At 38.8% G+C, this 26,010-nt stretch carries 22 protein-coding genes; 18 read left to right on the top strand and 4 right to left on the bottom strand.

Annotated features, from left to right (window positions below):
• Positions 1-84: 84 nt before the first annotated feature.
• Entirely contained in the window at positions 85-2,205 is a 2,121-nt protein-coding gene (locus tag PSH41_RS12840; protein ID WP_273589191.1) for a methyl-accepting chemotaxis protein, read from the top strand.
• 97 nt (positions 2,206-2,302) lie between these two features.
• Here PSH41_RS12840 and PSH41_RS12835 read toward each other — a convergent pair whose 3' ends face one another.
• Positions 2,303-2,890 carry a TetR/AcrR family transcriptional regulator gene (locus PSH41_RS12835; RefSeq protein WP_024032893.1) on the bottom strand — a complete coding sequence of 196 codons (588 nt, stop codon included), beginning with the start codon at positions 2,888-2,890 and terminating at the stop codon, positions 2,303-2,305.
• Between the two features lie 132 nt (positions 2,891-3,022).
• Here PSH41_RS12835 and PSH41_RS12830 point away from each other — a divergent pair, with 132 nt between their 5' ends.
• A complete protein-coding gene (locus tag PSH41_RS12830) occupies positions 3,023-3,565 on the top strand; it encodes a carboxymuconolactone decarboxylase family protein (RefSeq protein WP_024032892.1) in 543 nt (180 codons plus the stop codon).
• A gap of 63 nt (positions 3,566-3,628) precedes the next feature.
• Here the strand turns inward: PSH41_RS12830 and PSH41_RS12825 are convergent, their stop codons facing one another.
• Positions 3,629-4,159 (bottom strand): hypothetical protein, encoded by a 531-nt coding sequence (locus PSH41_RS12825; protein WP_055255511.1) that lies wholly within the window; start codon positions 4,157-4,159, stop codon positions 3,629-3,631.
• A gap of 53 nt (positions 4,160-4,212) precedes the next feature.
• On the opposite strand from PSH41_RS12825, the gene PSH41_RS12820 reads away from it, so the two are divergent.
• Entirely contained in the window at positions 4,213-4,596 is a 384-nt protein-coding gene (locus tag PSH41_RS12820) for a DUF1294 domain-containing protein (RefSeq protein ID WP_273589190.1), read from the top strand.
• Between the two features lie 38 nt (positions 4,597-4,634).
• On the opposite strand, the gene PSH41_RS12815 is transcribed toward PSH41_RS12820, so the two are convergent.
• Both PSH41_RS12815 and PSH41_RS12810 read right to left on the bottom strand, forming a co-directional pair.
• Positions 4,635-4,991 carry a PEGA domain-containing protein gene (locus tag PSH41_RS12815; RefSeq protein ID WP_273589189.1) on the bottom strand — a complete coding sequence of 119 codons (357 nt, stop codon included), beginning with the start codon at positions 4,989-4,991 and terminating at the stop codon, positions 4,635-4,637.
• Between the two features lie 171 nt (positions 4,992-5,162).
• Positions 5,163-7,136, bottom strand: a complete 1,974-nt coding sequence (locus PSH41_RS12810; RefSeq protein WP_273589188.1) for a serine/threonine-protein kinase — start codon at positions 7,134-7,136, stop codon at positions 5,163-5,165.
• A gap of 484 nt (positions 7,137-7,620) precedes the next feature.
• On the opposite strand from PSH41_RS12810, the gene tagH reads away from it, so the two are divergent.
• The 15 genes from tagH (at position 7,621) to tssG (ending at position 25,999) form a co-directional block, all read left to right on the top strand.
• Positions 7,621-8,895, top strand: coding sequence for a type VI secretion system-associated FHA domain protein TagH (gene tagH, locus PSH41_RS12805; RefSeq protein ID WP_273589187.1), 1,275 nt, complete (start codon positions 7,621-7,623; stop codon positions 8,893-8,895).
• A gap of 15 nt (positions 8,896-8,910) precedes the next feature.
• A complete protein-coding gene (gene tssJ / locus PSH41_RS12800; protein ID WP_024032885.1) occupies positions 8,911-9,375 on the top strand; it encodes a type VI secretion system lipoprotein TssJ in 465 nt (154 codons plus the stop codon).
• 14 nt (positions 9,376-9,389) lie between these two features.
• Positions 9,390-10,718, top strand: a complete 1,329-nt coding sequence (tssK, locus tag PSH41_RS12795; RefSeq protein ID WP_024032884.1) for a type VI secretion system baseplate subunit TssK — start codon at positions 9,390-9,392, stop codon at positions 10,716-10,718.
• Between the two features lie 20 nt (positions 10,719-10,738).
• Entirely contained in the window at positions 10,739-12,019 is a 1,281-nt protein-coding gene (tssL, locus tag PSH41_RS12790; RefSeq protein ID WP_273589186.1) for a type VI secretion system protein TssL, long form, read from the top strand.
• Between the two features lie 10 nt (positions 12,020-12,029).
• Complete coding sequence (tssM, locus tag PSH41_RS12785; protein WP_273589185.1) at positions 12,030-15,539, top strand: type VI secretion system membrane subunit TssM; 3,510 nt, start codon at positions 12,030-12,032, stop codon at positions 15,537-15,539.
• The gene (gene tagF / locus PSH41_RS12780; protein WP_273589184.1) at positions 15,521-16,249 is read left to right on the top strand and encodes a type VI secretion system-associated protein TagF; all 729 of its coding nucleotides are present in this window, start codon (positions 15,521-15,523) and stop codon (positions 16,247-16,249) included. Before tssM ends, tagF begins: the two co-directional genes overlap by 19 nt.
• Entirely contained in the window at positions 16,242-17,039 is a 798-nt protein-coding gene (locus tag PSH41_RS12775; RefSeq protein WP_273589183.1) for a PP2C family protein-serine/threonine phosphatase, read from the top strand. The genes tagF and PSH41_RS12775 overlap by 8 nt, the downstream gene beginning before the upstream one ends.
• Before the next feature lie 186 nt (positions 17,040-17,225).
• Entirely contained in the window at positions 17,226-18,338 is a 1,113-nt protein-coding gene (tssA, locus tag PSH41_RS12770) for a type VI secretion system protein TssA (RefSeq protein WP_273589182.1), read from the top strand.
• Between the two features lie 16 nt (positions 18,339-18,354).
• On the top strand, positions 18,355-18,858 hold the full coding sequence (gene tssB / locus PSH41_RS12765; RefSeq protein ID WP_024032878.1) for a type VI secretion system contractile sheath small subunit: 504 nt from the start codon (positions 18,355-18,357) through the stop codon (positions 18,856-18,858).
• A complete protein-coding gene (gene tssC / locus PSH41_RS12760) occupies positions 18,855-20,345 on the top strand; it encodes a type VI secretion system contractile sheath large subunit (RefSeq protein WP_024032877.1) in 1,491 nt (496 codons plus the stop codon). Before tssB ends, tssC (PSH41_RS12760) begins: the two co-directional genes overlap by 4 nt.
• 36 nt (positions 20,346-20,381) lie before the next feature.
• Positions 20,382-21,908 carry a type VI secretion system contractile sheath large subunit gene (gene tssC, locus PSH41_RS12755; RefSeq protein ID WP_273589181.1) on the top strand — a complete coding sequence of 509 codons (1,527 nt, stop codon included), beginning with the start codon at positions 20,382-20,384 and terminating at the stop codon, positions 21,906-21,908.
• Between the two features lie 2 nt (positions 21,909-21,910).
• Positions 21,911-22,687: a type VI secretion system accessory protein TagJ gene (locus PSH41_RS12750; RefSeq protein ID WP_126009407.1), complete on the top strand. Its 777-nt coding sequence runs from the start codon at positions 21,911-21,913 to the stop codon at positions 22,685-22,687.
• Positions 22,688-22,704: 17 nt separating this feature from the next.
• A complete protein-coding gene (gene tssE, locus PSH41_RS12745; RefSeq protein WP_064387136.1) occupies positions 22,705-23,190 on the top strand; it encodes a type VI secretion system baseplate subunit TssE in 486 nt (161 codons plus the stop codon).
• Entirely contained in the window at positions 23,187-25,013 is a 1,827-nt protein-coding gene (tssF, locus tag PSH41_RS12740) for a type VI secretion system baseplate subunit TssF (RefSeq protein ID WP_273589180.1), read from the top strand. Before tssE ends, tssF begins: the two co-directional genes overlap by 4 nt.
• Positions 25,010-25,999, top strand: coding sequence for a type VI secretion system baseplate subunit TssG (gene tssG / locus PSH41_RS12735; RefSeq protein ID WP_126009403.1), 990 nt, complete (start codon positions 25,010-25,012; stop codon positions 25,997-25,999). Before tssF ends, tssG begins: the two co-directional genes overlap by 4 nt.
• Positions 26,000-26,010 lie beyond the last annotated feature (11 nt).

Below are 26,010 nucleotides of genomic sequence, written 5' to 3'. Positions count from 1 at the left end.
AAACTTAAATTATTTTATGTTATTGATGGCTTGATGCAGTTTGTATATTAAACTGTAGGGGTGTTTTAACAAAAGGTAATTTAAGTGCGAGAACTCACGTTAGCAAAAAAGTTATTATGGATAACTGTAGGGAGTACATTTTTAACAGTATTAGTACTTTCTGGGGTTTTATGGTGGCAAATGTCATCAAACAGCGAGGCGCTCGCTAAAGAATCTGAAGATTATATCGTGGCCGAAGTTGAGCAAAAGCTTAACGCAAACGCGGCTGCTTACGGCGAAAAAATTGCCGGATTTATCAACGAAGCTTACCGAATTCCAAACTCATTAGCTGCATTACTTGGTGATGCGGCTAATACTCAAACATTAAACCGCGACACGGTAGTGAGCATTAACCGCTCTATACTTGAAAAAAATCGGTTTTTATCGTCAATTTATTCGCAGTTTGAAGCCAATGCCTTTGATGGGCAAGACGCGCAATTTAAGCAAGGATATAAACACTCAGTTAATGGCGATGGCACGTTAGAAGTATATATAACGCGTGACCAAAACGGCATTATTGAGCAGCAAAAAGTAGCTAACGCTGCCGATAAATACCTGACCTCGTTAAACGAATTTGGTATTCGTGAAGCGCATTGGTATTTATGCGCAAAAGATACACTTAAGCCCTGTATTATGGAACCTTACCTTTACGAAATACCTTCTGGCGATTCGGTTATGCTTACCTCTTTAACCGTACCTATTACTAAATCGGGCCGCTTTATTGGTTTAGCAGGCGTTGATTTAACGCTCCCTACGTTTCAGGGCTTAACCGAAAAACTTTCGAGCGAACTTTATAACGGCCAAGCAAAAGTAACACTTTTAAGTGACATAGGTTTAATTGTAGGCAGCAGTCATTATAAATCTAAATTAGGCCGCCCATTTAAAGAGGCAGTTAGTAGTAACACTTACAGTGAGCTGGTTAAATTTAAAGGGCAACATGGCCTTTTTAAAACACCTAGCGAGTATTTAGTTAACTACCCAATTAATATTAAGCTGGCTAACACTCAGTGGAGCCTACTTATTGAAGTGCCAAGTAATTTAGCGCTAGAGGGGCCCAATGCCTTAGCTAAAAACATGAGTGACTCGGCCAATCAGCTCGGTGTTGTTATTTTAATAACCGGTGCTGTTATTGCTTTAATCGCTTTTATTATTATGAAAGTAGTAGTAGGCACTGTGGTTGCACCCCTTGAGCAAATTCAACAACGTGTAGATAACCTTGCCAGCTCAGAAGGTGACTTAACTCATACGCTCCATGTAGATACCCACGCAGAGCTGATTGCGCTTGCGGGTGGTTTTAATGCCTTTTTAGCTAAGCTACGTGGCTTAATTGCAGAGCTTAAAGATGTGTCATCGCAAACAAAACAGCAAGGCGAAATAGCACAGCATATTGCTATTGATACAAAACATAATGTGCAATCGCAGTTTCAAGAAATTGAAAGCGTAGTAACCGCTATGAACGAAATGAGCGCCACCGCACTTGAAGTTGCCAGAGCCTCTGAGCAATCTGCTCAACAAGCGGATGAAATAAATGGTTTAGTGGTTAGCAGTGAGTCGAGCTTGTCATCGGCTATGAGCCAAGTGAAAACCATGTCTGAAGAAATAAAAGAAGCCAACCAAGCGGTTGAAAAAGTGGCTTCGCGTAGTAAAGATATTACACAAATTTTAGATGTGATAAGAACCATTTCAGAGCAAACCAACTTACTTGCACTTAATGCAGCTATTGAAGCAGCACGCGCTGGCGAGCACGGCAGAGGCTTTGCCGTAGTTGCCGATGAAGTACGTGCACTGGCGTCTAAAACACGCTCATCTACCGATGATATTAGCCAACTTATAGATAGCTTATTGTTAGAAGTAGGTAATGCATCAACCGTAATTGAAAAAGGCGTAGTACGCGCGCAAAGCGCAGTAGACGAAACCTCAGTGGCGTTTGACGCGCTGCACAGTGTGGTAGTAAAAGTAGATGAAATTACTAATCAAATTACCCACATTGCCACCGCAGCCGAGGAGCAAAGCTTAGTAACCGAAGAGATAAACCGTAACCTTACGCTTATTTCTGATGCGGCATCACAACTTGCTGATTTATCTACCAAAGCGGGCGATAGTAGCGAAGCGCTTAATGCATTGGTAGCACAGCAAGATAGCGAGCTTAATAAACTTAAAACGTAAGTAAAGCTCAACCCTAGCAAATATAAAAAGCGGCTAATTCACACGAATTAGCCGCTTTTTTTAGTTGAGACTTTTTAGAAGTTAGTAATGCGAAACGTTATAGCTTTTTGATCAAGGCAAACATTTGGTTGATCATTGGCTGCGCTAATTGCTCAACCCCTGGGCGGTTAAAATAGCCACGCAGCCCAGTAAATTGCACCTGAAAAAACTGCGCGTATTCAAGCGCGGTAAGGTTGCTGCTTAGCTCATTATTTTTAATGGCTTGAGCAAACAAGGTGGTTAAGTAGGCTTCAAACTTTGCTGATAGATCTAGGCTTAGCTCGTATAACGAGGCGTCTTTTTCTGCAAATTCGCTGTTTGCTTTTACCAACATACAAATAGCACTTGGGCTACAGTCTTTGGTTTTAATAATTACGTTTTCTACAAACGCACGCAAACCACCTAAAACAGAGTCAGAACTTGCTAAAAACCCATCAATTTGGCTTTTCATTTGTACTGTGTAGTCTTTTAAAGACTCGCTGTATAGGCCTTCTTTAGAGCCAAACGCTGCATATATACTGCCTGGGCGCATGTTAATGGCTTCTTGTAAATCGCGGGTTGAGGTGGCGTTAAACCCCTTTTCCCAAAACAATTGGCTTGCAACGCGAATTACATTATCGCGCTCAAATTTAACTTTGTTTGCCATTTTATTCTCAACTATTTTGAACGTATGCTCAATTTTAACTTGAACAGTCGCTCAAAATCAAATAGTATGCGTCTCGAAGTTACTTAACCTGACACCAGGTTACTCAAACACATTAATTTATTGGAGCAGAACATGGCAGAATTTACGTTATATACCCAAGACAACGCACCAGAAGAGTCAAAATCGCTTATGGCTGATTCAGTAGCAGCATTTGGCATGTTACCTAACCTTCATGCCGTAATGGCAGAAGCGCCTACGCTACTTAAAGGTTACCAAGTACTGCATGAGTTATTTCAAAACACCTCGTTTAACGCAGAAGAGCTAACTGTGGTATGGCAAACAATTAATGTTGAGCACGAGTGTCATTACTGTGTACCAGCACACAGCGCAATTGCCGCTTCAATGAATGTAGACCAAGATATTGTTGATGCTCTAGTAAACAAAACACCACTTGCAGATGCAAAACTTGAAACACTACGTGAAACCACACTTGCAATGACACGCGATCGCGGCGTAATTAGCGATGAGCAAATTGAAAAGTTTTTTGCAGCAGGTTACGGTAAACAGCAACTACTAGAAATTGTTGTAGGCTTATCGCAAAAAGTAATGAGCAACTACACTAACCACCTTGCTGATACACCAGTTGACGAACCATTTAAAAAGTTTGCTAAATAATAGCGGTTTTATAAATAACAAAGGCAGCTTAGGCTGCCTTTTTGTGTTTTAAGCGAATGGCCATTATTTAAATTTAACGGCTTTAGTGCTGCGTGTATAAGTACGCTGCTCGGGCTTAGTCCACTCACCCTTTTTTAAATAAGAAGTTGAAACTACAAACGTATCGTTTTTTAGCTCGCTGATCGAGCGCACTTTAGTAATACCTTCTTTACTGCCTGTTACCTCTTCATACGCTACAAATTGGGTAGGGCTGAGCACTTTCATGGTGCCTTTTGTGTAAAAACCTGCGGTAGTAAAATAGTAAAACACCAATGACTCTTTTTTACTGTCGTAAAAAATCATTGATTCCCCACCATACTCACCTTCATTAATAGAGTGCTTGGTATGTATAGCTTTACCATTTAATGCGCGCTCCCAGTGGCCAACATCTTGTACAGGTTTTGCACCTTTAGGTACGTCAAAATCGGCCTGCCATGTACCTAAATAAGGTTTAAAAACAGCGAGTTCTTTATCAAGGTTACTTGGGGTATCAGCGGCGTAGCTATTAAAGGCGTATAAGCATAATACTAAAAATAGGGCTTTAAAGTATGTCATAATTTGGCTCTTATTATTTTGGTTTAACTCTTTTTAGTATAGGCGATCATGAATTGATAAAGAAAACATTAATCACCTTCTCACTGCTTTTTTTGGTCGCAGTATGGCAAGCTCATTGGCTTTATAATATGAGTATTTATATACCAAGCTACTTTACAGGTTTAAGCTTTTTTACTTTTATAATGTACGCATGGGATAAACGACAAGCTAAACAATCAGCGCATAAAAAAGTAAACCGCACACCCGAGCGCATGCTTCAGTTACTGTCGTTACTAGGCGGTTGGCCCGGCGCACTCATTGCACAGCAATGGCTTAGGCATAAATCGCAAAAACGTCGTTTTATAGTGGTGTTATGGCTGTGTATTTTTGGGAATGTGAGTGTAATAGGGGCTATTACATTTTTTGCAGAAAACGTGAGAGTTATGCCTTTAAATTAATGTGTATTTAAAGGCATAAATACAATTTTACACGGTGTTTAGTTTGCAGCTTCAGTTTTGGCTATTTCATCTAACTCTACTGTAAGTATGGTTTTTTTATCAACCACAACCCACTTACGATAAGTTTGGTAACCTGGTTTGCTTACCTCAACATCGTATTCACCTTCTTTTAGTTCGATCGCGTCTTGGTATACCGGTTTGATATTCATAATACGTACGCGAGCGTCATTAGGGTTAGTAATTACGGTAAGTGAGATTGGAGCAACCACTTCGGCTACTTCAGCCTGAACATCGGCAACATTGTCTTCAACTTTTTGTTCAGTTTCATTCATATTTGAAGTGTTTGCACAGCCACTTAAGATGAGTAATGCTGCAAGTGCGGTTATTTTTTTCATTGGTACTCCATAAATCATTATAGTAATTAAAATTGCGAAATATCATGGAGGAGTACAAGCGTTAGCTTAACTCGTCGTCCTTGACTTTCGTCGGTAAAACTAAGTGTTCATCAACTTTTAAAGTGTATTGTAAAAGCAAAGCCACAATCGCTTTGCTTTACTGTTTATAAGTTACAATAAAACATTATCAAGTGATTGAGTAATGGCTTCACTTCGCTCTACTAGTTGTTCAGCAGTACGATACATTTTTCTCTTCATTAAGGTATTCGCCATTGTAATGTATCGTTTAGATAACTCTTGCTTTAAAGAAACCAAAAGCGAAAAGTCTGATGGTAAATCCACTGACTCCACGTTAATCTGCTCTTCAAATTCTAATAGTTCTTTGTATTGTTCAATGCCTTCCAGCTTTTCTGTGTAGCGATTAAAGCGTGGCTGATAAAAAACAACAGCGTCTGCAGTTGGAAATTGTGCTTGCTGGCCTTTATTTACTTTTTCCTGGTACAAGGTGAGTGCATCGATTGCCGACTCTCTTTTGAGCAGCTCAGCGAATTGCAGCTCTTCTTTTTGCGTATTAGTAAAGATAGCTTTCCCTACGTTTAATAACGCTTTTTGAGCAATAACGTCGTCTTCTTGTATAGCATTATCAAGCGCTAGCTTGTAGTTATCAAAGTGAATTTGTGAAGGCTGATAGACGTACGTGTCATCGACCTGTTTTAAATCGATAATTAACTGAGGAATACTATTGTTATCAACTTCGTTATAACGAGATTGCTCTAAAAGTAAATTAATTCGCGATGTAATATCAAAAATAATAGATTGTCTTTCTCTTAAAATACTTTCCAGTTGCACAGAAAGCTTTTCTGAATCTGGGTAGTATTCAAGTGCCTGAGTGTATACATCTATTGTTTCGTCGAAGTTCTTAAACTTATCACCACTATTATTTAGCTGATTAGCCATACCATCAAAGCTTTGCAAAACACTCTCTTGATTTACACGCAATAAGCCTTGCTTTAAAACTTCGTATTGCGGCGGTATTTCAGAAAGCTTATCGAGTATGCTTGGGCCATTCCACGACATCCACGTTTTTACTTGCTGATTTATAGCCTGAGCATTGTCTAATTTTGCTTCGAGCTGTTTTACATTGTTATCGTTAGATAAGTAATATTGCCCTGCTAATACTGTAGCAATCACTAAGCTTGCTACTAGTGCGATAGCTGGTTTGTAATTATGGTTTAATTTAGCAGTAATGGGGTCGAGTGAACTTAATCTATCAGAAGCGTTTAATGCAATTGCTTTATTTAAGCTACCCCACAACCATAATGGGCAGTTACTAGGGCGTTTGGCCGTGGCATCTTTTGCTAGCTTATCGGCTGCTACGCGGTTAAATGGATGTTTGCTGCTTAATAGTTCAAGGGCTATACATGCGTAAGAAAATACATCATCTTTAACTGATGCTTCTGCACCTTTAAGTTGCTCCGGGCTTGCATAGGTGGGGGTGTAACCACCTACAACTGCGGCATTTTGTTGGTTTTGAACAGCATAGGCATCTTCAATGGTTTTATGTTTCGCAATACCAAAATCAAGTACTTTTAAGTTGCCGTTAGAATCAAAAATAATATTCGATGGCTTTAAATCATTGTGGATAACACCGCGTGCATGCGCGTAAATCAGTGCATCAGCTAACTGCTCTAAAATCACTTTGGCTTTTTTAAACACCATGCCAGTGGGTTTATTTCTTTTTATTATTTGCTCAAGTGTTTCGCCTTCAACAAGCTCCATTGTTACATAGTGAAGATCGCCATCTGAACCTGCTGAATAGACTTTAACTATATTAGGGTGAGCTAACTGTTGTGTTTTAGTGGTTTCATCTTTTAGGAGAGTGATGGCCTCTTCTGAGTGTGAAAACTCTTCGAGTAACACCTTTATCGCCACAAACACTTCAGGGCGGCTTGGGCTTTCTAAAAATAAATCCCTTGCGCGATAGATATAACACATGCCGCCTTGGCCAATTAATTCTTCAACCAAGTAACGAGCAGATATTTTTTTGCCAATTAGATTGAGCTTATTTTTAGCTTGGGGTTTTTTGAGATTTGAATCAAGCGACGCTATCTGAGTTTTATCGTTAGAATTATTGATACCGCTCATTATAAATCCTTTTATTGTGTATATATAAATAATTGCAAAGGTGAATTTTTATCGTTTTTATCAATTCTCCCTTTGATAACGTCAGTATTTTTACAAAAAAAGATTACTTTAGCAATCTTTCTAGCGTAGAAGTTTCATACAAAATTAATTATGTCGCCTGTTTTAACTCACTTAAAATTTGTTTTTATTTTTAAACTTAAAAAATAACGTGCTTAAAAGCGCTGTAAAAGGCGTAAAAGGTACATTTATCGGTAATTTTTCACTTTATTTTGTTTGGGGTTAAGTTTGTTACAGTGTGCTGAAAAAGGAACATTCAAACGGTGATTTAATTATTGGATTTCATGTTTTTAGGTTTATTAGATTTATCATTGTCTTCAAATTTAAATATATGTGTATATTTTTATATATTAATTTCAATGTTGACAATAGTTTCGCTTCTACTTTATCCTAATAAAAATGTAGATTTATGGGACTAACTTATCAAATGGAACTGATACTAAATATAACTAGTTATCATAGACTCTCGCCTGAAATTGAAGCTTCTAAAACAACTAAACACTCTCTTATTTTTGGCCGCTCGGAAGCGTGCGATTGGCACTTGCCTGATCCTGAAAAAATAATTTCTAGCCGACACGGCCGTATTGAAAAAGAAGGTGATTCGTTTTACTTATACGATACCTCTACTAACGGAACGTTTGTTAATTTTGGCGTGTCTGCGCTTGGCCAAGGCAATAAACACCGTTTAGCGCACAGTGATGTGATTACTGTGGGGGACTTTCAAATTGAAGTCGAGTTAGCTGATTCTCAATCTACGACAGCATACACTGAAGCACGCCCAAATACGGATGACTTTGCACCAAGAAATAGTGCCCCGGCACCTGCAATAGATAATTTTTCTTCAAGTAACTTATTTTTAAATGAATCTATTTTAGATGAGTCAATGCCTGCTGTTTCAATGAAAGAAGAAAACATGGCACAGACTGATAATCAAATTCCTGAAAATTGGGATGAATTATCACATTTAATGAACCCTGATGTGTCAGTCTCACCGCAAAACCATTTTGATGATGTTGCAGTGGCAGAGCAACCCGTTAAAGTTGAGCCACAAAAAACACCAGAACCCGTTAAGCAGCCAGTAAAACAAACGCAAACACACGCTAGTACCGCAAGCGCTAATTCTGCTTTATCTGAGGCGTTTTTAAAAGGTTTAGGTGTTAAAACTGAGCTTCAAAATGCCCTTAATACACCAGAGTTGTGGTTTGAAATGGGGCAAAGTTTAAATTTACTATTAAACGAGCTGATGGAGTCATTACGACAACGAGCATTGGTAAAAAATCAATTACGTTTGAATCAAACCATGTTTCAAACAAAGCAAAATAACCCTATAAAATTTTCTGCTGATATTGATGATGTTATTCAGAATTTATTCATAAGAAATAGTGCAAGCTTCCTGTCGTCTCGTGAATCGATTAAAGAAAGTTTTACTGATACACGAAGACATGAACATGCTTTATTAGCAGGAGCTGATGGTGTACTTAAAGGGATTTTAGAGCAGGTTTCTCCCCAGCAGATCACCCAGCAAGTAAATGAAAACTCTAATGTATTAAAGATTATTCCAGGCCAGTCAGAAGCAAAATGTTGGAAGATATACCAAAGCCTTCATGAAGAGCTAGCGCATGATGTTAATGCGAAAGGCGCTATGGCGTTATCTGACGATTTTTTAAAGGCTTACAATGATAAAACTCAAGAAACGTTTTAGGAAGGAAAGTAAATAATGTCTAAACTTAAGCTCTTTTTTATGAGCATTAGCCTACTCTTTTTGACGGTTGGGTGTACCACCGTAAATAAAATAGTGCCGCCTTCAACTGATTTAATTATTAATGTTTCTAAAGATGTAAATCCAGACACATCAGAGAGACCGTCGCCAGTTGTTATGAAAATATTTGAACTTAGTTCACGAACTATTTTTGATACGCAGGACTTTTTTAGCTTATACGAAACGCCTGAAAAGCTACTGGGTCCAGATTTACTTAAAAAAGATGAGTTAGAGCTACAACCAAACTCAGTACAAAAATACAAAATGAGCCTTAACAGAAATACCCGTTATGTGGGTGTTGTTGTGGCCTATAGAGATATCGACCAAGCAAGGTGGAGAGCTGTTATTGAGGTTGACCCAACAGGCTATGACGATATAGATGTAAATGTTGAAGCAATTGCTACATACATGAGAGAGCGATAAAAAGGATTTGTAAAATGGGTGATAACACTCGTGTTGCGTGGACTGAAGGGATGTTCTTAAGGCCGCAACATTTTCAACAATCAGATAAGCATTTTTCTAACTTAATAAATCAATTATGCAAAGGGAATTTGTCTGATCCGTGGGGCATACTTGATATAAGTATAGACACACAATTATTGAGCTCAGGGCAGTTTGCTCTTGAGTCTTTAAGTGCTATCACGCCTGATTTACTCCCAATTGAAATGCCGCAATCAACCCCTTTACCTGAGCCATTAGTGGTTAATAAAGACGTGTATGATGAGGTGGTATACCTTGCCATCCCTGCATTGAAAAGCAGTGGTATTAATATTTCAGCGCTGGATGAAAATATCGTCACGCGCTATAAGCTAAATGATCTAACAGTTAGTGATGACTCTTTGGGAGCTCAATCTCAAGAGGTAATTCAAGTTGCTAAAATCTATAGCAAACTTGTGCTTTCATCAGATGATCACGCTGGTTATATTTTGCTACCTGTGGCGCGCATTATTGAAGTAAGCAGCGAAGGCAGCATTAAGCTTGACACTAAATACATACCAGCCTCTTTAAAAGTAGGTCAATGCAAGCCGTTACTTGGTTTAGTAAGAGAAATAGGCTCTATGATAAAACAGCGCGCAGAGAGTATTTCTGTGCGTTTATGTCAAGGTTATGCAGGGAGCACCTCTGTTGCTGACTTTATCATGCTGCAAACCCTTAATAAGTACGATGCTGTTTTTGACAATCTACTTAGCGTGAATAACCTCCACCCAAATGTATTTTATACCCGTCTTATTGAGCTTGCTGGCGAGCTATCTACTTTTAGTACTGCGAATAAAAGAGTACCAAAGCTGCCTAAGTACGATCATGAAAATTTGGGCAAAGTATTTTCTGAAGTAGTTAATTTCTTATATCAATCTTTAAGTCATGTTATTGAACAAACTGCGACAGAAATTAAATTAGAGCAAAGCAAGTTTGGTATTTCGTTTGGCGCACTAAAAGATAAATCTGTACTTAACTCGGCACAATTTGTTTTAGCAATCAAAGCAAGTGTACCGCACGAAGAGCTGCGCAAAATACTGCCCTCACAAATTAAGATCGGTAGTGTAGAAACCATACGTGACTTAGTTAATAACCAAATTCCTGGTATTACCATTAGTAACTTACCAACGGCACCGCGCCAAATCCCATACCATGCAGGTTTTCATTACTTTGAGTTAAACAAGCAGGGTGAACATTGGGAAAAACTTCGTTCAAGTGGTGGTATCGCTATCCACTTATCGGGCAATTACCCAGAGCTACAAATAAGCCTTTGGGCAATTAGAACCTAACTTTTAAAGGAAGAGTTTCAATGGACGAAACCATTATAAAACCTCGCCCTGGTAGACTAGGGCGTGACACTTCAAACACTCCTAATGTAGATAACGATGCTGATAAAACAGTGATGTCTGTTGAGCCTGTTGCCAGCAGTGTTGCTAATACGTCTAAAGTTTCAATTTTTAAAAACCCACTTTTAGAAGCGGCAACAGATTGCTTTTCAATTGTAATTTCGATTAGCCAAACTAAAGAGATGACAAATATTGCTGCTTTAAAGCATCGCTGTGTTGAGGCTGTAAAGCGCTTTGAAGTTGAAGTGCGTAACCAGGGGCTTTCTAAAGATGTCATTACCAACTCGCGTTATTGCTTGTGCGCGATTTTAGATGAATCAGTTTTAAATTCTAAATGGAGCTCAATGGAGTGGGCTGATGAGAGTTTACTATCGACGTTTCATAAAGAAACGTTTGGCGGTGAATATTTTTACACCCTGCTTGATAATGCACTAGCTCAACCTGAACAACACAAACAATTTATTGAGCTGCAGTACCATTGTTTAAACTTAGGCTTTAAAGGTAAATACAGGCTAGACAACGGTGGCGATACTAAAATAGAAGAATATCGCTCTCAAATGTATCACCTTTTAAATCAATTAGATGGCCCATTGAACAATAAACTTTCACCTAATTGGAAGCAGCGTGTTGCCGCTGGCGTAGAGCTTAGAAATCAAGTTCCGCTTTGGGTGATTTTTTCAGTGCTGGGCTTAGTGCTGTTAATGGTTTACTTATTTATCAACATGAAATTAAACGACGGCGTTACTTCACTTAACGATAAGCTGGCTGTTATTCATCCTATAGCGCAAAACGAAAGTGTAGATAAAAAAGATAAGCAACTATTAGTACTTGAGCAGTTACTGCAAACAGAAATTCAGATGGGGATTGTGACAGTAAAGAAAAACCTAGACCGCATAAGAATTTCAATAAACAGCGAAAGTCTATTTAATCAAGGCGATGCTAAATTATTACCGTCAATTCAACCCATTTTAGAAAAGCTAGCACTTAGTTTAGAAGGAACAAAAGGGCGTATTTTAATTACTGGGCATACCGACGATACGCCTATTCGGACTGATAAATACCCATCAAATTGGCACCTTTCTTTAGCCCGTGCAACGCAAGTTGCTAATTCTATGGCTAAAAGTACAAATCTAAGTGGCCGTTTATGGCCTGAAGGTAAAGGTGCTGCAGAGCCTATCGCCAGCAATTCAGATTCAGCTTCTCGGTCACTAAACCGACGAATTGAAATCGATTTATTATTTTAATGAGGCTGACATGAGTTTTTCACACAAAATAAAAAAAATTACTTACGTACTTACTTCTAAAACAGCCATGTTAATTATCGGCTTTTTGGCGTTATCTTTATTAATTTGGTTTGGCGGTCCGCTTATTGCGATTGCTGACTTTATCCCTTTAGAGAGTGTAGCAGCACGCCTGTTAACTATTTTGTTTGTTATTTTAGTGTTTGCTATCACCAAAATTTATAGCTTAACGCAACAAAGCAAACGCGATGAGAAAATGGCCGATGAACTAATTGAAAGCGATGAGTCGAACAGTAACGAGGTGAATGAAGAGATCACCACGTTAAAAAATCGCATGAATGAAGCCATCAACTTACTCAAAGATGTAAAGCTATTTAAAGGTAAAAATATATATCAATTACCTTGGTATATTATGATTGGCCCGCCTGGTGCCGGTAAAACAACGGTTATTAATAACTCAGGCTTAGACTATCCGTTAAAAGATAAGTTAGGTGTTGATTTAGTCCACGGTGTTGGTGGTACACGAAACTGTGATTGGTGGTTCACTAATAAAGCCGTACTTATCGATACCGCAGGGCGATACACTACACAAAGTAGCCACGCAAAACATGACTCACGCGCATGGGAGGGCTTTTTAGGGCTTTTACGCAAGTACCGCCCTCTACGCCCCATTAACGGTGTAATGATCAGCATGGGTATTTCTGAGCTCATGAGTCAAACTAAAACAGAGCGTAACCTACATGCCCGCGCAATTAAACAGCGCTTACAAGAGTTACAAAACCAGTTGGGTATGACTTTTCCGGTGTACGTTATTCTTTCTAAAGTTGACTTAATTGAAGGTTTTAGAGAGTTTTTTGGCGAGCTTACAGAAGAGGAATGCGAGCAAGTTTGGGGTGTTACTTTTGAGTTAGACCTAGATAAAGACACTCAAGTTGAAGCGTTTAATAAAGAGTTTCACGCATTAATTTCAAAACTGACAGAAATGCTTAATCGTAGGCTGATTAACGAGCGTAATGAAGAAATACGAGCCAAAATTTTCGAATTTCCGAGACAACTTCGTGTGCTGCAAGGTGTGGGCGATGCGTTTTTAAAAGAAATTTTTACCCCTAACGCTTATGAAGAACTCCCTATGTTTAGGGGCGTGTATTTGACCAGTGCAACTCAAGAAGGGAAGCCAGCTAGCTTTTTAAATGACGTAAACTCAGCAGATTCTAGTTATATAAATCAATCGAAAAGCTTCTTTATTAAAAATGTTTTAGAAGGTGTAATTTTCCCTGAGCAAAACCTAGCCAGCACTAACAAACATCACGATAAGCAAAACAAATGGCTCAGAGTAGGTAGTATTTCTTTAGCCAGTATTGCGGTAATTGGTTTTTCTATTTCGTGGTATTTTAGCTTTGCATGGAATAATAATTTAATGGCTGCTACAGATGAAGCCATTGAAACTTATCAGGAGCTAGATGCCGCCTCGTTTGATAGAAGCAACTTATTAGTATTAAACGACAGGCTCAATGCGCTAAGAAACTTACCAGCTAACAACCCTGCGTTAGTTGATGACGATGAATCTCAGTCAATTGGTTTTAATAAGCTTAATGAAATTAAACAGTCATCTACACAAGCCTATAACAGGTCTCTACAAACGTATTTAGAACCCTATATCGCAAATACGTTAATTAAAGAAATGGAAGCGCACCCAGAGCACCTTAGCTATTTATACGAGACGCTAAAGTGCTATTTAATGCTATTCCAACCTGAGTACTTTGAAAGTGAAGATATTTCGGCTTGGTTTAATGCATACCTAGAAAGAAATCTACCGGGTGATAAAAATGCGCTAACTCGCGGCCAGTTAATGAACCACATTGCTGCCTTACTAGAGCTTGGTGTGAGTCAAACCAAAATAGATAATCAAGCAGTGCGTATAGCTAGAGCTGAATTAACTAAGTTACCAATAGCCGAAAGAGCATACCAACGCCTACAAGCTGATTTTCTTGATAGCAGCATTCCGCCATTTAGATTAACAGACATTATTAGTTTTGAAAGTGCGCAAAAATTCACATTCAGAAACAATGGCGAGCTGACTCGAAGTATCCCTGGTTTATATACCTTCAACGGTTTTCACGGCATTTTTAATGTTGAAAAAAGTAAAATGCTTGGAAATTTGATGGCAAGCAGCTGGGTATATGGCGAGGAAGCATCGGGCACTTATGATATTTCTAAAGAAGAGATTGAAAAGAAATTAGAGCAGCGTTATTTCCAAGATTATGTCTTCTTTTGGCAGTCATTTATCGACGATTTAAGCCTTAATCAGTACAGCTCACCTGCTGAGGGTGTGAATATTACTGATGTACTTGCTGGCTCAGAAGCACCGATTAAAAACATTATTATGGCTGTGCAAAAAAATGTGCAACTAACCAAATTGCCGGTGTCAGAGAATCAAAAAGCAGCGGGTAAAGTTGCCGCTAATGCCGCTGAAATTGCAATGCAAACTAAAGCTAACAGAATTAAACGTTTTTTACCTGACGAAGCGCCTAAGTTTGACATTAAACTGCCAGGTTATCAGGTTGAAGAAGCGTTTGAAGATGTTATAAATATTGATGCTCAGCAATTAGATAACATTCAGAAAAACCTCAGAGAGCTTAATGTATATCTAACTAAGCTTGATAGAGGTGATCAGTTAAAGTCATCAATAAAAGATCAAATCAGTGGAAAAAGTAAACCAAGTTTCATTCGCCAGCTTGAGTTCCAAAGCCGTGATCTACCTTACCCATTTAATAGCTGGTTATTAGATATAAGCAGAGATACCAGTAATATCACTAAAAATAGCGCTAACAGACACTTAAATGAGATTTGGAAAAGCCAAGTTTTACGTGAGTACAACGCAGCTATTGTGGGCCGATACCCTTTCTCTCCTTATGCACAAAAAGAAGTGAATATGAAAGACTTTACACGCTTCTTTGGACCAGATGGCACTATTGATAGCTTCTTCACTAACTATGTAGCGCCAAGTGTGGATATGAGTTCGAGTCCGTGGAAGTTTGAAAAAGACATTGGCATAAGCGCTGATACTTTAGCCATGTTTGAACTAGCCCATCAAATTCAAACGGTATTCTTCGATGGTGGAAGTGCAACACCTAGAATTGAGTTTGGATTAAGAACCGTTGAATTAGATCAAACTGTCTCTAAATTTAGAGTGGAAATAGATGGCCAGTCCATGTCATATCGTCATGGCCCAATCAAAATTACTAACTTTGTATGGCCAGGTTCATCAGGGCAAAGTACCACAAGAATTGAGTTTACGCCGCCAAGTGGTGGCCGCCCAATTAATACGACTTACCAAGGTGAATGGTCGCTTTATCGCATGCTAGATGAGCTAAGCGCTAAAAGAGCTAAAACACGTGAGGATTTAGAGTTACATTTTTCTCTCATGGGTAACAACGCAAAAGTTGAGCTATTGCCAAAATCAATTAGGCATCCATTTTGGAATAAAAGTGTAGAGAAGTTTTCATGTCCGACCCGATTATAAATATAGGCTACCTCGGCAAAGTCCCTAGCTTGGGGGACTTTGTTCAAGACAGCGTTTCGAAAGAATTTTCAGAGCACTGGGAGCAATGGCTGCAAGCAGCTATTGCTGTAAGCAAGGAACAGTTAGGCGACAATTGGCAAGATAACTACCTAACAGGTCCTGTATGGCATTTTGCTTTATCGCCAAATATTGTTGGCGATAAAGGCGTAATGGGAACCCTATTACCGAGTATGGATGCAGTAGGGCGCCATTACCCATTTACAGTGGCCAGTACATTAGAAGTTGCGCCGATAGAAGTATTAAATTCGGGCGTTTTCTCCTTAGAGTACGAAGACACAGTACTTAAAGTGCTCGATAGCGCTGTTGACCTTTTTACTTGGCGAAAAGATGTTGCTAAATCGATAAGCACCCTTATAGCGCCTAAAAAGCAGCTTAGTATTTCTCCCTCTAGCGACAAAAATAAAGAAGGTGAAGCATTTGAGTTCTCAGGTGATGAGCTATCAAGTGATGTTTTAAAAGACGCCCTACATGCACTTTTATATAAAAAGCATGGTGATTATAGTGTTTGGTGGACACACGGTTCATGCAATATAAAGCCTATGATGCTTGTTACTTCAGGACTACCGCCTGTTAACCAAGTTGCTGCTATGTTAGATGGCCGATGGAAACATTGGGAATGGAATTACACACAGGTAAAAAATAGTGATTAGCAATTTAAGTACAAGTTACGCAATAACTCATCGCGGTGCAGTTAGGCAATTAAATGAAGACTCTCATGTTGAAATTAATAGCCATAACTTATGGGTAGTAGCTGATGGAATGGGTGGACATGAAGCGGGTGAAGTTGCAAGCCAACTAGTCGTAGATGTTATTAGAGCAAAAGTTGAAGAAAAGACACTAGCTACGCTTAGCGTTTCTCATATTGTTTCAGCTATTGAAGATGCAAATCGCCAATTAAATGATTACAGCGCTCAGTACTTAGGAAGTAAAACGGCGGGCAGCACAGTAACCGCCTTATTTATAAAAGATAATCAATATTACGTTTTGTGGGTAGGTGACAGCCGGGCATACATGTTGCGAAATGGCCGATTACAGCAAGTATCGCGGGATCATAGCCAAGTAAATGACCTTATCGATGAGGGCGTAATTTCAGTCGAGGAAGCAAAAACGCATCCTCTTTCGAATGTGATTACCCGTGCAGTGGGCGTTACAGACGAAGTTAAAGTAGATGTAGTACAAGGTGAAGTAAATACTAATGATATTTTCTTGCTTTGTTCAGATGGCTTAACAGGCGAATTGTCTGATGAAGAAATATGTTTGTCATTAGAACCTAATAGTATTATTGATTCAGGTATGGCGCTAATGCATTCTTCTTTAGTAAGAGGTGCACGCGATAATGTTACCTGTATTATAATTAAATATGGCCATGAAAATTTTAGTAGCAAATCGGAAACATACAAAATTCAAGATGAAGCTACAATTCCACTTTTTACTAAATAATTATTTATTACTAATTATATAACTTTAAGTGTTAATTTATTTATATTGAAAGTTTATTGTTTATATATTTGCAATTGTTTTGGTTTAAACACAATTGTAACTAGGCTTGTATTTTAATATAAAGAATGTAATATGAAATCCGCTCCGCTTTATTGGAGTTTTATGGATAATTATTAGGACGACGGAATGTTTGTATTTGAAGAGTATATTTCCCCTATTTCTGAAACTGAGATCGCAGGTTTAGACCCTCGCTCGGATGTTTCTCCTACGTCGACTTATTACGCCTTAAAAGATTTAAGAAACCAACTTCGTGCCGCTGAAAGAAACGCGTTAGTAGACGAAGAAGGTATTTCATCACTTGCTCGCGACTGGTTACCTTTATTAGAGCAATGCAGTAGCGCAATTAAATCACAAAGCAAAGACATTGAGTATTTAGCGTGGTTTATTGAAGCTTTATGCCGAATTCACGGTTTTAAAGGGCTTGCTTTTGGCTTTAAAGTGGCCAGCCACTTATTAGATAATTATTTCGACGCGCTATACCCTACCCTCGATGCAGACGATGAAATTTCAGACAAAGTATCGGCTCTTGGCGGATTAAATGGCTCCGCAGGTGAGGGGACTCTTATTATCCCCATCAAAAGCATACTGTTAACTGACAGTGTTAGCTTAGACCCTTTTACATTTTGGGAATATCAGCAAGGTTATGATATTTCAAGGTTAAATGATGAGAAAAGAGAGAAAAAGCTAGCACAAGGCGCGGTCGATTTTGAATTAATCGAAAAAAGCGCTGCAGAAACAAGCACTGAATTTTTTGTCAACTTAAAGCAAGATATAGAAGAGGCAATTACTGAGTTTGCCCAGCTTAGCGATGTGATGGATAAAGTGACTGGGCAGCCGCAACCTACCTCAAATATTAAACAAGCGCTTGAAGTAAGTTTGGCAGCCGTTAACCACATTGCAGCGGATAAACTTGTTGCAGCTGAACAGGCTCTCATCTCTGAGCAAACGCAAGAGCAACTCACTCAAAACGATGAAGATCAAGATGCTGTTGAAGCGCCTAAAAAGGCCATTAACCAAGCAATTGATTCTCGTGAGAATGCGATAAATAAGCTTAAAGAAATAGCGGCGTTTTTTAGAAAAACCGAACCGCATTCTCCAATGTCATACACGATAGAACAAGTGATTCGATGGAGCGAATTATCGCTGCCTGAATTATTAAATGAATTAATAACAGATAGTGATGCTAGGACCGGGTACTTTAAGTTGTCTGGCATTAAGATCAGCGAAACTGAAACATAAGTAAAAGGAGTTCTCTATGAGTATCCATGATAAATTAAAACGAGTACGTAAGCCTCGCGTTCACATCACTTATGATGTTGAAACTGAAGGGACTGCGGTAAAAAAAGAATTACCATTTGTTGTTGGTGTAATGGGTGATTTTTCAGGTGATAACACTGAAGCATTAAAACCATTAAAAGACAGACGCTTTATTCAAATTGACCGCGAAAACTTTAACGATGTTTTAAAACGCATGAGCCCTTCATTAAAACTTGTTGTAGAAAATACACTGAGCGATGATGACTCTGAGTTTGAAGTTAACCTTAGCTTTAAATCAATCGATGACTTTGAGCCTGCAGCAGTTGTTAATCAGGTAGAACCATTACGTAAGCTAATGGAAACACGTAATAAATTACGCGATTTAATGACTAAGATTGACCGTTCAGAAGAGCTTGAAAATGTTTTAGAAGAAGTATTAAGCAATACTTCAAGCCTTGATTCTATTGCTAAGGAACTTAAGCTAGAGGAGACTGAAAAATGAGTGCAGAGCAACTAAGTACTGAATTAGAGTCAACAGCTGAGGCAAGCTCATCGTTATTAGAGCAAGCAATTGGCGCCACTAAGCAAACTGATGCAAGTCGTGCAGAAGAACTACTTAAAACATTAACTGAAGAGGCATTAAAAGGCACAGTTCAATGGAATAAAAACATGACTGTGACGTTTAATGAAGCAATTCAATTAATCGATCAGAAAATCTCAAAGCAGCTTAGTGTTGTTATGCACAGCGAAGAGTTTCAAAAGTTAGAAGGTTCTTGGCGTGGTTTGCACCACCTTGTAATGAATTCTGAAACCAGCTCAACGCTTAAAATTCGTGTTTTAAACATGAAGAAAAAAGAACTACATAAAGATTTAAGCAAAGCAGTTGAGTTTGACCAAAGCCAAACATTTAAAAAGATTTACGAGTCTGAATTTGGTACTCCTGGTGGCGAACCTTATGGCACAATTGTGGGTGACTTTGAATTTACTAACCACCCAGAAGATGTGGAAACGTTAAGCCTAATGTCGAATGTGGCAGCAGCTGGTTTCTGTCCATTTATTGCCGCTTCTTCACCGTCTTTATTCGGGTTTGATAACTGGGAAGAGTTGACTAAACCTCGTGATTTAGAAAAAGTGTTTGAATCATTAGAGTACACAAAATGGCGCTCGTTTAGAGACAGCGATGATTCACGTTTTGTATCGCTAACTATGCCTCGCTTCTTATCACGTTTACCTTACGGTGCAGCTTCTAAACCTGTAGAAGAGTTTAACTATGAAGAGTTTGAAGTTGAACCAAAAGCAGGCCGTTCAGTAAGCACTGATAATAGCGACTACTGCTGGAGTAATGCAGCTTACGCAATGGCCACTAATATGACCAAAGCGTTTTCGCAATACGGTTTTTGTACTGCGATACGTGGTGCTGAAGGTGGCGGTAAAGTTGAAGGCTTACCAACGCATATTTTCACAAGTGATGATGGCGATCCGGATCTTAAATGCCCAACAGAAATTGGCATAACAGACCGTCGTGAAGCTGAGCTAAGTAAACTTGGTTTCTTACCTCTGTGTCATTACAAAAACACCGATTACGCTGTTTTCTTTGGTGGCCAAAGCTGTCAAAAACCACAAATATATTCAACGCCTGATGCAACAGCTAATGCTGCAATTTCAGCTCGCTTACCTTACTTAATGGCGACGTCTCGTTTTGCACATTACTTAAAAGTGATGGCGCGCGATAAAATTGGTAGCTTTATGGAAGCGGAAGATGTTGAGTCATGGTTAAACCGTTGGATTCTATCGTATGTAAATGCGACCGAGGGTGGTGGCCAAGATATTAGAGCACGTTACCCATTAGCCGATGCAAAAGTATCAGTTAAAGAAATACCAGGTCAGCCAGGCGCTTATAACGCAGTGGCATGGTTACGACCTTGGCTACAAATGGAAGAGCTTACCTCTTCATTACGTCTTGTAGCTAAAATTCCAGAGATTGGTTAATTAACTAGTCTTTAGCGTTAAGGATAATGCAGTAAAATGAATCACGAAGAGTTTTCATTTATAAATCAAGACTACGCTTTTCACCAAAAGTCGCAGTCTAGAATTAGCGATAATGATGCTTTGCTTGATAGGTTTTTGAACGAAAAAAACTTAGACAAGGCACTGTTATTGTGGCTTGAAGGCTCTTCTGATTCACCTATCTCTTGGACAAAAGAATCGCTTGGTCCTTATTTACAACGAATTATTGTTGAACTTGATCAGCTAATTTCTCAACAGCTAAATAGCATTATTCATGCTACACGATTTCAAAAGTTAGAAGCCAGCTGGCGTAATTTATGGTGGTTAACCCTCCAAACAGAGCAATACGACAAAGAAAATAAAGTAAAAATAAAAGTATTAAACTGTGATTGGGCAACCCTCTCTAAAGATGTAAACAAAGCGATAGATTTCGACCAAAGTTACTTTTTTCAGTTACTCTATCAAAGTGAATTTGATAGTGCCGGTGGCGAGCCTTTTGGTGTAGTAATTGGCGATTACGAAATTAGTAATATGTCATCTAATGGCACTATTTATAACGATATTGATACTATTAAAGAAATCTCGCGCACTGCAGCTGCTGCATTCTCACCATTTATATGTTCAGCGTCTCCAAACCTTTTTGGCGCAGATAACTTTTCTGACCTAGGGTACTACGCAGATTTATTCAATCAATTTGAGCAACCTGAATATGTAAAATGGCAAAGCTTTAGATCAATGGAAGAGGCACGCTTTGTTGGTTTAACGTTACCGCACGTTTTAGTTAGAGCACCCTACAGTAACGATGGTAAACGCCATCAAGACTTTTATTTTAAAGAACAAATAAAAAACCCCGAAACAGATATGTTATGGGGTAATGCTGCGTTTCAGTTTGTATCAACAATAATTAGGGCTTACTGTGATAGCGGATGGTTTGGGCACATTAGAGGGATAGAGCCTGGTAAAGTGTCAAAAGGGCTAGTCACAGGGCTTGCAAAAGATAGCTTTGCAAACGATATCTACCAAAAAGAAGCTAAACCGCCATTGGATTTATTAGTAACAAGTAAATTTGAAAAGCAGTTCTCTGAACTTGGATTTATTCCAACGTCATCAGTGACTAATACTGAACATATTGTTTTTTATAGTAATGCATCGGTACAAAAAGCAAAAAATTACGAATCCAGTGCAGCTAATATAAATGCACGCCTTTCATCTATGTTGCAATACATTTTATGCGTATCTCGCTTTGCACATTATTTAAAAATACTTGCCCGCGATAGAGTCGGTTCATACATAAATGCGCATGCGTGCGAGCGCGACTTACAGTCGTGGATCAATAATTATACAACGGCGTCAGACTCAGCATCTGAGCAAATCAGAAGTAAATATCCACTGAGTAATGCGCGTATAAAAGTAAGTGAAAACAAAGCAAATCCAGGTCACTTTTTTTCTGTTTTACAACTACAACCCCATTTTCAATTAGATCAAATGGTCTCGAGCATTAAATTAATAACAGAGCTCAGTCCTCACCACAAAATAAAGGAATAACCATGAAGAAAATACATAGCTTGATTCGCGAGGGAAAACTAACTGAAGCACTATCTTTGTGTGCTACAGAGCTTCAAGACGAGCCTTTAAATTTTGATATAAGAAGTATCTATTCAGAATTACTTTGCATAAATGGTGATCTAGAAAAAGCAGACAAACAACTCGACTTTATGGTTCAAAAAAATCCTGAGTTTGCTGTAGGTGCTGTAAATCTTAGACATTTGATCCGTGCTCAGCAATCACGAATAGACTTTTACCAAGGTAAAGGGATCCCTAAATTATTTCATGATGCTGATGAGATAGACACGCTGTTTTTAAAAATGCATGTGGCATTGCTAGAGGGCGAAATAGACGAAGCTGCTGAGCTTTCTGCGCAAATGGAAACGTTAAGAGTTACAACGTTAAGTGATGCAGAGTCTGTGGCACGCGATTTGGACGATACATTAAACCCTTATTTAGAAGTACTAGGCACAAATGGCGAATTTTACTTGGCAAATTTTGATGAAATTGAATCGATAAAAGTAGAGCCTGTAAGTTCAGTATTAGAAAGCATTTGGCTACGCGTTGAAATAACGATTAAAGAAGGCCCTTCAGGCACTGCACATTTACCGCTTGTCTATGCCAATGCTGAATCGGATCTTGAAAAATTAGGTCAGGTTTCGGACTGGGTTGAACTCAAAGATGAATTCATTATTGGTAAAGGCATGAAAATGCTGTTTGTAAATGATGAAGCCATCACAATTCCTAATTTAAAAATTAATGCTGTAGAAGCAGCATAATTTATATTTGAACAATAATGATAGAACATAAGCAGCAGCTTCAAGCATCTATTTTAGATAGGCTCATTGATGATGAGCCTGACTTTCAAGATGCACCATCGCGTACCGAAGGGATCACTATAAGTGAGCTACGTAAAAATGTGCGCAGAGATATAGAAGCACTGCTTAACGCCCGAATTCAATGGCATACGTGGCCTACACAATATAGTGAGCTTGCTACATCGTGTTTATCGTACGGTTTACCCGATTTTTCAAGTATGTCGGTCAGTTCTCACGAAGGTCGAGCACTGCTATGCGAGACAGTTAGAAACACTATTTTAAAATTTGAGCCACGATTTTTAGAAGTTGAAGTATTTACTGATGAAGAAGTACCGGTTAATCGCGTTTTAAACTTGCGTATTAATGCGCTTTTATACGCTGATCCTGAGCCAGAATTTATAAGCTTTGATTCTGAGGTAGAGCCCGTAAATTTAGGTATGAAGATTATTGAGGCATCATTATGAACGATGAATTATTAAAATATTACAATCGTGAATTAGCATTTGTGCGTCATTTAGGTAAAGACTTTGCTGAGAAATACCCAAAAGTAGCTGGGCGTTTAAAGCTTAGTGAAGATCATGTTGAAGACCCTCATGTATCACGGCTTATTGAATCGTTTGCATTTTTAACAGCCAATATTAGACAAAAGCTAGATGACAGTTTTCCTGAATTAACGGATGCTTTATTAGGGCAGATGCTACCAGATTATCAGGCACCTATCCCTTCTATGTCGATTGTAAAATTAGAAGCCGAAAACCTTTCAACCGCGGGTGTTGTCATCCCAAGAGCAAGTGAAGTTGAAACTAACGTTGATTCTATGAAGCAATGTAAGTTTCAAACCTGTTACGAAACCTACCTTTGGCCCATTGAAATTACTAAAGCCCAGTTTGATAACAGCCCTTTTGTAGCGCCTAAGCCGCGTTGGCATGAAAAGGCAAAGTCTATATTTAAGTTAGAGCTAACCGGTGAATACAAGGGCGTTTCGCTTGCAGAAACTGGTTTAGAAAAACTTCGCGTATATATAAACGGGCAGTGGCACCATACTCTTAAAGTGTATGAACTGTTATTTAAACACAGCATTGGTATAGCCATAGATAATGGCGAAGAAGGCATTAAATACCTATCAAAAAACCAATTAAAAGCGGTCGGGTTTGAAACACACGAAGCGGTTGTGCCTTACTCTCAGCGCTCTGCTGCCGGTTATCGTTTATTGGTTGAAAACTTTACTTTTCCTGAGAAGTTTCGTTTTTTTGAACTTGAAGGTATACGCGGCGCACTACCTAAAAACGCCAACAAATGTGATATCTATATATACCTTGATACTGAGTCAAGTGAGCTTGAGAAACAGGTTGATGAGGATATGTTTTTACTCGGGTGCACGCCAATAATTAACTTATTTGAACAAGAACTTGAGCCAATTCGCCCTGAGATAAGTGAATACGAGTATCAACTTGCACCGCGTTATATGGACTCAGAAATTTCTGAAGTGATTGGTATTTCAGAGGTTATAGCGTTTGATCACAAAGGTAATAAACAAGTCGTTGCGCCATTTTATGGTCAAACTCATCCAAATTATCAAGGTCACGAAGACCTATTTTGGCATATAAGAAGAGAAACAGCGTCGTGGGCGGGCGGTTATGTAGAGTCTGGCACCGAGACATTTATGTCATTGGTAGATGCCAAATTTGAAAACAGCGCTATGGAATATGGTGAAGGTAACTCTGTACTCACTGTACGCGCACATTGTAGCAACCGTAATTTACCTGCGAGTATGCCATTTGGCGACGATGAGCTTGGATTACTAATGCCAGAGCGCGGCGATGTAATTAAAAAAATTCGTTGTTTAGCGCCTTTTACACATGCAGTTAGACCCGTATTAGCCGATGCAACGCGCTGGCAGCTTGTTAATCATTTAACACTCGATACGTTTAGCGGTGAAGATGCGTGTAATAAATTAAAAGAAGTACTTCGTCTGTATGACTTTAGAGCATCGCCTCAAACCAAAGGGCTAATAGATAATATATATCGCGTTAGTATTGAGCCTGCAACCGCGCGTGTTATTCAAAAAGGCAGGGTAAGTTTTGTAACTGGCAGCGAGATAGAAATTACTTTTGCTAACGATGATTTTTCGGGCAGTGGCATGTTCTTTTTTGCCGCAGTGTTGGATCATTTCTTTGCTCAGTTTGCCGCTATAAATAGTTACACACGTTTGAGCTTGCGTTTAAAAGAGCAAGAGCAAATATATTATCAGTGGCCTGCGCGCGTAGGTGATAGACCACTACTATGATAAAGCAACTGATTGCCCAAGCTTCTCAAGTCGATTTTTATAAAGCGGTTTTCATTATTGAAAACCAGCTTAAAAAGCGTGGCTTAGATTATCGCCACGTCGGTTACGATAGCAACCCAAAGCAAGAACTAATAAAATTTACGGCCACACAAAAGTTTGGCTACCCGGGAAATGCAATTACTAAGCTAGAAGAAACTGGCTTTGAAGATGGCCTGCACAAGGTCAATATGCAGGTTTCATTTATGGGGTTAACTGGCTGCTCTGGTGCATTACCGCAATTTTATAGTGAACTGGTTATGCAAAGGCTGCGCTATAAAGACACGACCATGCGCGATTTTTACGACATGTTTAATCATCGTCTGATCTCTTTGTATTACCGAGCTTGGAAAAAATATAAGCCTTCATTAAACCATGTAAACAATGACAAAAATAAAGACCCATATACCAAAATATTGGGGCTATTAAGTGGTGGCTATAATGAGCATCAGTTGCATTTTTCGGGTTTGTACAGTCGAAAAATTCGTAACGCATTTGATTTACAAAGTGTGCTTAGCTCATACCTAGGTTGCGAAGTAAAAATAAAACAAATGGTTGGTCAATGGCATGAACTTCACCAACAAGAGCAAACACGCCTTGCAAGCCAAGTATTATTTGAAGGTCAGCATGCGCAGCTAGGTGTAGATACCATGCTAGGTAAAAAGGTTTGGGATGTCTCTTCTAATATTGAAGTGCATATACAATCAAACGATCCAAAAAAAGCAAAACTTCTTTTACCCAAAGGGGCTTTGTTTGAACTCGCAAACAAAATTACTAAAGACTACGTTGGAAACTCAATTCAGTTCCGCTTAGTTATTGAAACTGACTTTCAGCATTTAGGCGCCGCTCAGCTGGCTAAGAATGACTGCCAATTAGGCGCAAATTCTTTTTTAGCGGTACAAAATAACAAATCAAAATCTAACCCTACTAAGTTATCGTTTAAGGGATAATTAAAATTAAA

Origin of the sequence: Pseudoalteromonas sp. CST2 (genome assembly GCF_028599385.1) — a bacterium.
Lineage (GTDB): Bacteria > Pseudomonadota > Gammaproteobacteria > Enterobacterales > Alteromonadaceae > Pseudoalteromonas > Pseudoalteromonas atlantica.
This window is presented reverse-complemented; position numbering and strand designations above follow the sequence as displayed.